Source organism: Okeania sp. SIO2B3 (assembly GCF_010672525.1).
In the GTDB taxonomy this organism is placed as follows: domain Bacteria; phylum Cyanobacteriota; class Cyanobacteriia; order Cyanobacteriales; family Microcoleaceae; genus Okeania.
This window is the reverse complement of record NZ_JAAHGH010000027.1, coordinates 45,224-57,234: the sequence shown is the minus strand read 5'-3', so window position 1 is coordinate 57,234 and position 12,011 is coordinate 45,224. Positions and strand designations below refer to the sequence as shown.

Sequence of the window (12,011 nt, the reverse complement as noted above, 5' to 3'; positions counted from 1 at the left end):
TCAATAAAAAAAACCGAGGTTAAAAATCATGTTGAATCATCAACAAATAGAAATTAATGAGATATTTACTCCCGAACAAGTTCTAGAAAATCGTGGCAGAGTAGCAATTTTTATTGATGGGTCTAATCTATTTTATGCTGCTTTGCAGTTAGGAATAGAAATTGATTACACTAAGCTTCTTTGTCGTCTTACTGGTGGTTCTCGCCTTCTACGTTCCTTTTTCTACACAGGAGTAGATCGTACTAATGAAAAACAGCAAGGATTTTTGTTGTGGATGCGTCGTAATGGTTATCGTGTCATTTCTAAAGATTTAGTACAACTACCGGATGGTTCTAAAAAAGCTAATCTTGATGTAGAAATAGCAGTTGATATGATGGCTTTAGTCGGCTCTTATGATACTGCTATATTGGTTAGTGGAGATGGAGATTTAGCTTATGCTGTAGATGCTGTTAGTTATCGGGGCGTTCGGGTCGAGGTAGTTAGTCTTAGGTCTATGACTAGCGATAGTTTAATTAATGTTTCTGACCGTTATGTAGATCTAGAAAACATTAAAGAAGACATCCAAAAAACTTCTAAGTCTCCTGGTTATACTTATCGTCCCCTATCAGCTATAGGTTTAATGGAAGAACATGATTAAAGATAATACTTGTTCTAATTTAATTTAGAAAAATCACCAAACTCTAGAACAATAATTAATTTCAAAGTTTTGTTAGTTTTTTTTGATGTTAGTAGATTAATAACTAGAGAGTTATATACTCTAGGTTTAATCGGTAAGTTAAAGCAAAAATTGAATATTATTTACTACAAGGAAAGTTGGAAAAAATGAGTATTATCCTAGTAAAAGCAGGAAACTTTTTGCTCATAATTAAAAAACTTTCCTTGAGTTTTTTTGTAAGCATTCAGCAATTAGTAGTGAATAGACATCTCCGAAAAAGATATAGATTTTTTGCAGGAGTAGGCAACAGCTCCGGAAAGCAACAGGCAACAGGTAAGATATTTTTATGAAAAAGGCACGAAAAAGGATTTTTTAGGGTGAATTTTTCGTATCCTTAGCTTGCTCTAGTTAAAAGATTTATTTTCTGGAGATGTCTAATAATTACTTCTCCGGTTTGAGAAGGGGACACATGACAGGAACTTTTTATTCTTTCTCAATTTTTCAACTGCTTTTACGCAGACCCAAAATTAATTGCCGTTTGCGTAGCATCCCGCAGGAAATACTTACGTTTTTTTTACTTGTATATAGCGTTTTTTATAAATGTTTGCTAAACTTTCTTGAGTAGGGGAGTATTGGGGAGGTTGTATACAACGTCCCTACAGAGAACTAAATAAAAGAATGTTATGAATAATAAGGGTAATTAAAAGAATCTACAGGATATATCCCTTTGACTAAAAAGATAAATTACAACCTAAAAAATGGGATAAAAGCTATTTATTCGTAAGCATTCAGCTATTAGCAGTCAGCGTTTTAGCAATTAATAATGAATAATTACTTCTAAGGTTTAGGAAGGGGACTTTGGCAGTAACTTTTATTCTGTCTCAATTTCAAAGGTTGCTTTTTGTGCAAACCCAACATTAATTGCTGATAGCTCATAGCTGACCGCTGTTTGCGCAGTATTCCGCAGGAAATGCTTACATTTATTCTGACTGCTGACTCGGTCGTTCCCCTCCTGGGAGGGGTTATACCAAGCGTGAAAAAATAATGTTATGAATAGTAAGAGGAATAAAAAGATTTTTCAGAATATTCCCTTTGACAAAAAAAGATGACTTCCGACCTGAAAAATGGTATTGAAGCTATTCCCATACGACTCGGTCCGACTGAGTTCCCCTCCGGTGGAGGGGAGGGGTTAGGGGTGTTTTGACTCCTTACGAAATATCCTAACTATTTGTAGCCAACATTTATCAATTTGGTATTAGTGGTGGGTTGACTCTTTACGAAATATCCTAACTATTTGTAGCCAACATTTATTAAATTGGTATAACTACTATCCTTGTAGACTTAGACTTTTTATGATCGAACAAAATAATTCTTTTTCTTCTTTCCATAATTCATCAATATCTTTATTCATTTTAGTAACTTTACTTCTAGGAATAACTGCTTGTAATCAACAAAATCAAGTTCAAGAAAATATATCGGAACAACCTATTCCTACTCAGACACCAGAGAGTGACTTGACTTTAAATGATGTTACTTTAGAAGAAGCATCAGAAGAAGGTCAAATGTTGTGGCGAGTAAAATCTAAACGAGCTTCATATTTGGAAAATCAAGAATTAATAAGAGTTACAAAACCTGAAGGTGAATTATTTCAAGACGGAAAAGTAACCTATAAAATTACTGCTTTACAAGGAGAAGTATATCAAGATGGAAACAAAATTATACTGATAGATGAAATAGAAGTATTTGATATTCAAAATAAAGTAGTTATTAGAGGACAACAACTCGAATGGTTGACAGAACCAGGAATTATTATTGTCACTAATAATATTACAGGTAGTAACGAACTAATACAAGCATCAGCTCAGAAAGCAAAAGTTATTAGTAAAGAAAAAAAAATAGAGTTTTATGGTCAAGTAGTAGCTATGGTCAAAGAACCTGTGCTGAAAATACAAACAGAACAACTATTTTGGGAAATAGAGCAAAAAAAATTGCTGACTAATCAACCTATAAAAATTGAACAACTTGAAGACAAAAAAGTTATTGGCAGTGCTTATGGTGACGAATCAGAATATGATTTAGGCAATAAAATAGCTACTCTCAAGAAAAACGTGCAGCTACTCCAAACTGACCCAAAAGTACAAATAAGTAGTGAGTTAGTTACTTGGAATATGCCACAAAATTTGATTATTTCTCCAGGACCTATAACAGTATTAGAACAAGAAGAAAAAGTAGTCTTGAAAGCTAATCAAGGTCAAGGAAATTTTCAAAATAATACCTTCAATTTATCAGGAAATGTTATTGGTGTAGGACAAAACAATCAAGCTCAGTTAAATAGCGATCGCCTAACTTGGTACTTTGAAAATCAAACTTTTGAAGCACAAGGAAACGTATTTTATCGTCAAGTTGACCCGCCATTTAATGTTAGAGGTCCTCGGGCAGTTGGGCAACTAGAAAATGAAAAAGTTACCATTGAAGGTGGTAGTAGTAATGTAGTAACAGAAATTATTCCTCAATGATATAGAACTTCCCGGGGTGTTCGATCCAGTTGGGATCTTCTAACTCAATTTCGCGACTGCTAAAAAATGAAATTGATTCCACCCCATCTCGTAAATTGTTCCAGAATGCATCAGTATTGTTTGCCCCAGGAAACCGACAAGACATACCAACTATATTTCTAGTTTGCCGTTGGGTAAAATAGCTGCTAAATCTTCTGTTCTAAAAAAGCGATTACCGTTCAGGTAAACAAGCTTTTGATCGGTCAATTCTGGTTTATTCAAATATGCTTGAAAATTGATAACTAACCCAATACATTAAATCCGTGTCAATTATGCAACAGGTCTATTAACAAAAAAATCAAAAAAAGTGGCAATTTTAAAATGAATGGCTTTCAGGCATATGAGTCATTTAGACTTGCTATATTGTGTGTCACCGACTGGAGTGTACTAAAGATTTCTCGGCAAATTGCTCTCCGCACAAAATGGGGAGGGGACATAAATAGGAGGAAGAAGCTCAATAAACTTGGACACAATTAATTCATTATTTGAACCTACAAATTCATAAAAATTTGTGCTGTTCCAAATTAAATAAACGTATTTGAAATGCTTTTTGATGGCATCTGCAAGGGATTCAAAATCTACTTGTCCTCGCTCTATTACTTCTAGCATATCTGAACGTTTTTCCTCAATTTCACTCTGTGAGAAATAGTTCGCTTTGTACTGCTCATCCTTAATTTTCTCTCGCTTTCTATATTCTGATTCATCTGGATGTCTGAGCTTCTCTAGAAAAATCATCAGACCATCTTTCTTAAGCAGTCTTGCTACATAATCTATTAAATCTTCTCGTTCCGGTCCATAGAATGGAAACGTAACATTTTCATATATAATATTGAACCCGTTAGAGAAAAAACTCAAATCTTGTTGAGAAGTTATATATTCTGGCGTTATATTTATGAAAGAACCATGATGTAATTTCGAGTATTCGTGGTTACACAATCGATAAAAATTGTTTTTGCTATACACAGTATTGGTAGTTGACAGTGTTCTAATCAAGCCTTTTGAGAATTCTGCCATTGTTCGCCCATTTGCACCATCTCCAGCGCCAGTTTCCAAGAATGTAATGTAATTATCCTTCTCTTTTACTAAGTGTTGAGCTAACCGATATATACCTACTCCTATGCGGCATTTTTCTTCAACCAAGAATGGAATACTTGCTACAAAATGTTGATAAAATGTCCCCATATTTCTCTGAAATAAATCATGATAATCCAATAAATAATTATGATTTGAAAGATAGTTTACATTACCCGTAGGGATTTCGGAGGGAACCTGTTTTATTCCACCTGAAAGGTCACTAAAATGTTTCCAGAACAGTGAATTTCTATTATACGACTGCAAAGTGCGTTCACGGATTTTACGATATCTTTCCTTTTCCATGATTCTCCTTCCCTATTCCTTTATTTGCACAATTAAATGTATTTCATATCCATATAAATATTCTCCCCAGGCAATGAATTAGCCCTGCTCCCAGGAGGAGAAAAGGGGAGTAGGGGAGTAGGGGAATAATTTTTTTTGCCCAACTATGCGCTCCTTAATGCGCTCCATGCATGAGCATCAAGAGCTAAAAACCAAGGTATTTCAGACCTAAAAAGGCTAAAAACTTTATCTGTAAATGCTTTAAGATTTCATCAGCAAGCCCTAGTTAAAAGTCTTGAGATACAATAATTCTATTACTATTCCCACACTTTCTTGATGCACAACCCTAATTCACAACTGTTCTACAAAATCTCGAATATTTTTATAAAATATTCTGAAGTATATCATATTCGCAGTTGTGAGAACATATCCAAAACAAACACCCCATAGTGGCTATCATTGGGATGGTAGCGATCGCCGTTTTTTTGAAGGTTGGTATTACCGAGTCACCCTACAAGAAGAGAAACAAACCTTCGCCTTTATGTACTCTATAGAAGACCCCATAGGTGGTCGACCTTACAGTGGTGGTGGGGCTCAAATTCTCGGCCCAAATGACGAATATCTCTGTCGCACCTTCCCAGATGTCACAAAATTTTGGGCAGCACCAGAAGTCCTGGAATTAGGTCATTGGGGACAAACAGATTTGCCAGGCCCAGTTGGCTATCTAGACCCACAAGTATTCGATGCTCAAATTAAACAAGGATATCAAGCTACTGCCACTTGGCATCAAGGAACTCTCTGTGACCCTGGAAAAAAGAACTACTGTCGTTGGCAATACCAAACAAAACCTATCTATGGTTGGGGAGACCCAGATGTACAACAACAATCAACCGCTGGTTGGCTATCATTTTTACCAATTTTTGAGCCTGGATGGCAAATATTAATGGCTCATGGTCTTGCCACTGGATGGATAGAATGGAATGGCAATATCTATGAGTTTACCAATGCACCAGCATATAGTGAGAAAAATTGGGGTGGTGCTTTCCCCAAAAAGTGGTTTTGGTTTAACTGCAATAGTTTCTATGACGAATCAGATTTAGCTTTAACTGCTGGTGGTGGTAAGCGAGGAGTATTGTGGTGGATGGAAGAAGTGGCAATGGTGGGTATTCATTATCAAGGTAAGTTTTATGAGTTTGTACCGTGGAATTCAGAAGTACATTGGCAAATTCAGCCTTGGGGGGAATGGCAAATGCAAGCCAAAAATGACAAGTTTGAAGTAGAGTTGAATGGAACAACAAATTTGTCTGGTACACCTCTACGAGCACCATCTGAACAAGGGTTAATATTTTTGTGCCGAGATACTATGCGCGGTCATTTAATTTTGAGGTTAAGAGAAAACCGGGGGAGTCATTCAAGGTTGATTTTGGAAGCAAGAAGTGATTTATGTGGTTTAGAAGTTGGTGGGGAGTCTTGGGAGAAAACTTGGATTAATTAGGGTTTGCTGAAAAAGTCTTTTTTTAAGGAGTAGGGGAGTAGGGGAGTAGGGGAGTGGGGGAGTGGGGGAGTGGGAGTAGAGATTAGTTAGGGTTTGCTGATTAAATCTCAAAGCACTGACATATAAAAGTAAGTGCCTTTTTGGAGCGAAAAAAAATGCCAACTTTTCAGCTTGAGTGACCAAAAAGTTAAGACTTTGGGCAGACAAACACAGAAAGATACAGCTACAATTATTCCTCCTACTTTCTCTTTCTCCCCACCTCTGCCACACTCTGCTTTTTTCAGCGAGTTTTGTTAAGAACTATCTCCGGTTTATTCGCACTCAGTTTCAATATATACTCCCAAAGAGGTCAGATAACCAGAGGCGCTGCCGAAGAATGATTGAATGGTGGGTTGGGCAGCTTTCAAGGTGAATGGTTCTGGGTTTGATGTTGCTTGCATAGTACCAAACGGACCATAAATATTGCCCTTAAGAGTCTTAAATGTTAATTGGGCAATTAAGGGTTCGTTGCCAGCATATGAATAGTCAGCAACGTAACCACTTACTTCTACTAATGGATCATCCTCACTAAAAGAGATGGTGGTCTTGCCACCCCCAGTACCTCCATTCTCAAATGATTCTCCATTAGCATAAGTTACCTCGAAGCCATCAATAATAAATCCATGATGAACAGTGATTTCAGCAATTGGACCTAATGTGGTGGCTTTAGGGAAATTATAAAACTCAGTGGTTGTCCTTCCTACAGGGCCTTTAAGAACTTGGGCTTGGGCAGGAGAAAACCCTAGAGTTGTACTCAACAAGACTACTGCAGCCAATAGTCCAACAAACTGAAAAAATCGCTTCAACATTACTTAGAACCTCAATTTTTCAAGGATTTTTAATCATCTACAACCTAGCTGATGTGGTAGCAGAAATTTTGAATCATTCAAAAAAATTTACAATTATAAAAAAAATATTATTTTTGATACCTTATAGCTCAATATATGTTCTACATAACTTACGCCAACTTAATAAACCGGGTTTATTTCCTAAAAGCCTTAAAAATGGCTAGAACCTGTGCTTATTCAGGATTTATGCCTTTTCGACGTAAAAGCCTCTGCCTATCTATATTTGAGCCTGTTTTCTGCCTTTATTTTGTGTAAGTCCCAATAGCTGAATGCTTACTATTCAAGATTGAGATGCACCCGCTTTTTTATCCATGAATGGAGAGGTTTTATACCTTAATTTTTCGGTCATGTTTAGTCAGAATAAGTAATGATAAATTCAGTTTTATACCCCCTTTAAAAAGTAAAAATATATCTGAAAAGAAGAGAAGTACGAGACTGGTTTAAGATATTCTATTATACAACATTCATGCCGTTTTTAAACAATAAACTATTTGTATAAATATATACAGAAATTCAAGTCTTAGTTAAAACAATAGTTATCGATTTATTATATTAAGTTTATGTTATTTTTAAGCTTTCTAGTTCCCTATAATCTTTCACTTTTTCCAGAATATTTTCTACCAAACCTTTTTCAAGACTCCTGCACAAGACCAAAATCATAAATGGGTTTTCATTTAATCACAACAGTGTTAGTCTCAGAAGTTGGAGGAGAACAAAAAATATTTTTTCCTTCATGCAATATGATTAAAAACCATTTCTAATTAATTAACTATGAGTGCATCAACTTCTGTTCTATCAGCTTGGCAACTATTAAGAAATCGTGAAATTACTTGCCAACAAGCATTGGAAAATTTAGTAGATAAACGAGGAATAGTAAATCTACAACTACTAGATAAAGAAGTAGAATATCGTTTCTTTAGAGAATTTCCAGATCGAAAAGAATTACCACCAGTTATTCCTCTACTTTTATGGCGTAACTGTTATTACTTAGCCTCCCCTGTAGAAATATGTGCTGATGAGATGAAAAATATGAGCGACCGTACTTTTTCTGACATCAAAATTATTTTTATCGCAGAAAAGAGCTATAGCGCCTGGTATAATAGAGAAAAAATAGACCCCAACTCTATTTCTGGAAATCAGTTAATTAATCCTTTGACTGGAGAGCTAGAAGAAGAAGATGTCTGCGCCACCACAGAATTATATCTTTCTCAAGCAGCAGACCAAATTGGTCGAATAAAAACAATCATTTCCGGTGCTTTGCGTAACCGTGCTAGTGACATCCATCTTGAACCTACTGGAGATGGTCTACGAGTACGTTACCGTATTGATGGCATTCTCAGAAATATTACTACCCTACCAGCAGATATTGGTCGTCGAGTAGTGGTTGCTATCAAGGTCATGTGTGATATGGATATCGCTGAAAGTAGATGTCCTCAAGATGGTAGAATTAGCGAACAATATGTAGGAGATGATGATTCTCACATAGGAATAGATTTACGAGTCAGTACCCTTCCCTGCGTTGGTGGAGAAAAAGCTGTAATTAGGTTACTAACTTCCAAAAATCCTTTTTCTAGTTTGGATAAATTGGGTTTTTCTGAACGGAGTTTGAGTGTATACAAAAGTTGGTTGCATCAACCACAGGGAATGATTATTTTTACAGGTCCTACTGGCTCTGGGAAAACAAGTACCCTATACACCAGTTTGTTATCAGTGGCAACAGAACACGTTAATGTAGTTACTGTTGAAGACCCAGTAGAATATGTATTACCCGGAATTACTCAAACTCAGGTAAATGAAAGAGCAGGAATGACTTTTGCAACTGGTCTACGGGCAATTTTGCGTCAAGACCCCGATATTATTATGATGGGAGAAATACGCGATCGCGAAACGGCAGATACAGCGGTAAGAGCTGCATTGACTGGTCACTTAGTCTTGACTACTCTCCATACTAATGATGCCATAGGGGCAATTCCTCGATTAAAGGATATTGGTCCTGACCCTGCTTTGATGAGTGATGCGCTATTGGGTATTGTTGCACAAAGATTAGTGCGCAAAATTTGCCCCCATTGTGGAGAAACTTATACTCCCACAAAAGCTGATTTACAAATATTGGGTTTAGAGCAGCCACAAATATTACCTTCTATGAGTTTTGCTGTTAGTAAAAGTCTATCTGCTTATGCTTCTGCTTTGAATAATGGTAATGGGGGGCAAACTATATCTGCTGTTACTCCGAGTATAAAGCATGAAATTCAGGGAAAATGGCGTATTGGTCGCGGTTGTTCTAATTGTTTCCATTCTGGTTATTCTGGTAGAGAAGCAATTGTAGAATTATTGGATGTAGATGATCGGGTTCGTGAGTTGATTTATGAAGGTACGATGACTCAGTTACAGCGTTACTTGAAGCAAAATGGTTTTGTTTCTTTCCAAACTGCTGCTATTGAAAAGGTAACTCAGGGGATAACTACAGTTGAAGAAGTACAGCGTGTTTTGCCACGGAGTGCTTTATATACTCACAATTTTGCTAGAGGTTAGTATTGACATACTCCCGACGTTGCCCTTACGGGACAACGCGGGATTCTTCAGTCTGGGAAACCCTGACCGCTGTTTAGACAGAGGTGATGTCCTCCCCCTGTTTTGAACTTGAGAATAACAAAATGTAGCTAGCTTGTCAAGGGCTTGTGAACGTTTAGCTTATGAAGGTATCCGAATCCTGGCCCTGGCTTTCCCATCCCTCCGCTCCCCTGCGGGAGAGCGCGGGACTTCCCGCCAGGAAAGTTAAATAGAGTTTGCTGAAAAAGCATTATGAGTGAGGGTAGGAGTCAGGAGTCAGTCCTCAGGAGTCAGGAGTCAGTAGGGAAGCCATCCTTAGGGCGACGTACAGGAGAAAAAAAAGAAGGAAGATGAAGAGCAAGAAGAAAGTTTTTTATCATGCTATTAAGCGATTAAGCAAACATGATATAACTTATCTTCTCCCCAGGCTAAAAATATGGTCTATGCATAGATATTTCAAAAATATAGCTGTTTTTTAGGCAGTCCTACAACCATAATGGTATGGATTAAACTTGGGACAACTTACCTGATGACGTCAGCTCCGACGATCAAGAAAGAAGATGTATTTTGGTTTCTTTCCTACTCACAATTTTTTCCACTCCAGGTCTCCCCTACTCCCCTACTCCCCTACTCCCCTACTCCCCTACTATCTTAATTAATGGACTAAACAAGCTCTGTTTTCCCCCTTTCTTAGTGAAAACTACTATGAGCGATCGCCTACCTAAAATTATTTTGAAGATACTTCTGTATCAGCTTCTGGAAAACGAGTAATATCATCTTCCCCAAGATATTCCCCATTTTGAATTTCAATCATTACTAGAGGAATCGTACCAGGATTTTCTACACGATGTGCTGTATTTGGTGGAACATAAGTTGATTGTTTTTGCAGTAGCAAATGTTCTGTACCATCAAACACAACTTTAGCAGTACCAGAAACCACAATCCAATGTTCACTACGGTGATAGTGCATTTGGGTCGTAATATAATGTTTTGGTTTGACCTCTATACGATTAATTTTGTAACGTGGACCTTCTTCCAACATTGTGACTTTACCCCAAGGCGGTGTTCTTGTAGGATGTTCATGTTGACTTGAGACCGTAGCTTCAGAATTTACAATCGGGGTCGAAGACTGTTGATTATTTTGTGTTTCACTCATAAATTTTTTTGGGATTACATCAAATAATAATCTACTTTCATATTTTACTACAAAATGCCAATAAAAAAACGGCGTTGCTGAAGCGCGTGTATGATATTAATTCTAATTACTTAGGAGTCAGAACTTAGGAGGGAAGAAATAAGAAGAAACCCCGAGTAGAAGGAGACAGTTTTTTGTTCGCCCTCTTATCCAGGCATGATTTCATACCTCAAATCAGCAACGCCAAAAAAACCTAGATATCCTTACTTGTACTTCAAAAAAGGAGGGATGAGGTGTTAGAGAAAAACGAGAATATAATTATTTTTAATTCATTAGACTTAATCTAACTCTTCAATTAATCTCCCAATTTAATCTTTAGTTTTTGCCGTTTCCTTCTGAATATATTGGAAAATAAGCTCAAAATTATTCCGAATTTATCCTAGTTTTTTTACCTAAGTATTAGAAGCAGCAATAGCTTCCTCTTCCTGTTTTCGAGCCTCAGTAATTTGCTTTTCAGTTTCTGTCTAAACTTGGGTTTCAAAATTAAGTAGTTGCAGTTCTATTTGTGTCTTTAAATCTTGAGCTATTTTCTGAAACCGCCTGGTAATGTCTCTTCTTCAACAATGAATAATGAATAATGAATAATGAATAATTACCTCTCCTTGAAAAGAAGAGGATTGACAAAGAGATGAAAATTTTTCTTCACAGGAGTCGATTGGATATGGCGAGGAGACCTCGCCATCCCTCGACCGCTTATTATCCCCTTAAAAGGGGAGGCACATACCCACAATTTTTCGGTAAATCTGCCATTGATTTTTACCGAATAATTAAGGTAAAATGCCTCTGCTTTAAAGGAGAAACAAGCGGTCGTTAGCGTAGCTTCCCGTAGGGTGGGATGGCGAGGTCTCGGAGCTGTCCGACCATCGACCAAGAGAGAAAAAATTTTCCTTTTATTCAATCCTCTCCCTAAAAGGAATAGGTAATTATTAATTATCCATTATCAATTATCAATTATTGAAAATATGCATTTCAAAAAACATCCATTCCCATCAAAACTAATGCTATAGCAGGGTTTAAAAATTTAGCAGCATTGCCAAGATTTTTAGCAATACCCACTGCTTGCCAATTTTAGCGTGAAAAATCATCATTCTGATCAACACCATCACCCTCTGCTACTGTGAAATCATCAGAATTTTCATTTTCTGAAGCTCAAGAAAATTGTGAACAAAGGGGTTGCCAAGAGCCTCAAATTCTGATAATCTGAAAAATATAAATGTTATAAGGGTTCGCTCGCCCCTACGCATGACTTTTTATTCAACTAAAAAATTGAATCATCTCTCCAGCTTCCACAATAGTAGTAGTCAAAAAATTAATCATT

At 36.8% G+C, this 12,011-nt stretch carries 8 protein-coding genes; 4 read left to right on the top strand and 4 right to left on the bottom strand.

All coding sequences use genetic code 11. From position 1 onward, the window contains the following. The first annotated feature begins 28 nt into the window (after window positions 1-28). Together F6K15_RS19165 and lptC are read left to right on the top strand one after the other, a co-directional pair. The gene (locus tag F6K15_RS19165) at window positions 29-637 is read left to right on the top strand and encodes an NYN domain-containing protein (protein ID WP_293063291.1); all 609 of its coding nucleotides are present in this window, start codon (window positions 29-31) and stop codon (window positions 635-637) included. 1,370 nt (window positions 638-2,007) lie between these two features. After that, window positions 2,008-3,171: an LPS export ABC transporter periplasmic protein LptC gene (gene lptC / locus F6K15_RS19160; protein ID WP_293063289.1), complete on the top strand. Its 1,164-nt coding sequence runs from the start codon at window positions 2,008-2,010 to the stop codon at window positions 3,169-3,171. Here the strand turns inward: lptC and F6K15_RS38485 are convergent. Together F6K15_RS38485 and F6K15_RS19155 are read right to left on the bottom strand one after the other, a co-directional pair. Further along, complete coding sequence (locus tag F6K15_RS38485) at window positions 3,158-3,316, bottom strand: beta-ketoacyl synthase N-terminal-like domain-containing protein (protein WP_363268285.1); 159 nt, start codon at window positions 3,314-3,316, stop codon at window positions 3,158-3,160. The two genes, lptC and F6K15_RS38485, sit on opposite strands and share 14 nt — an antisense overlap. Window positions 3,317-3,597: 281 nt before the next feature. Continuing rightward, the gene (locus F6K15_RS19155; protein ID WP_293063288.1) at window positions 3,598-4,587 is read right to left on the bottom strand and encodes a hypothetical protein; all 990 of its coding nucleotides are present in this window, start codon (window positions 4,585-4,587) and stop codon (window positions 3,598-3,600) included. 397 nt (window positions 4,588-4,984) lie between these two features. On the opposite strand from F6K15_RS19155, the gene F6K15_RS19150 reads away from it, so the two are divergent. Then, complete coding sequence (locus tag F6K15_RS19150) at window positions 4,985-6,061, top strand: tocopherol cyclase family protein (RefSeq protein ID WP_293063286.1); 1,077 nt, start codon at window positions 4,985-4,987, stop codon at window positions 6,059-6,061. Window positions 6,062-6,372: 311 nt separating this feature from the next. Here the strand turns inward: F6K15_RS19150 and F6K15_RS19145 are convergent, their stop codons facing one another. Next, a complete protein-coding gene (locus F6K15_RS19145) occupies window positions 6,373-6,909 on the bottom strand; it encodes a jacalin-like lectin (RefSeq protein WP_293063284.1) in 537 nt (178 codons plus the stop codon). Between the two features lie 810 nt (window positions 6,910-7,719). On the opposite strand from F6K15_RS19145, the gene F6K15_RS19140 reads away from it, so the two are divergent. Next, complete coding sequence (locus F6K15_RS19140; RefSeq protein ID WP_293063282.1) at window positions 7,720-9,480, top strand: GspE/PulE family protein; 1,761 nt, start codon at window positions 7,720-7,722, stop codon at window positions 9,478-9,480. 745 nt (window positions 9,481-10,225) lie between these two features. Here F6K15_RS19140 and F6K15_RS19135 read toward each other — a convergent pair. Continuing rightward, on the bottom strand, window positions 10,226-10,654 hold the full coding sequence (locus F6K15_RS19135; RefSeq protein ID WP_293063281.1) for a phosphomannose isomerase type II C-terminal cupin domain: 429 nt from the start codon (window positions 10,652-10,654) through the stop codon (window positions 10,226-10,228). Between the last annotated feature and the right edge of the window lie 1,357 nt (window positions 10,655-12,011).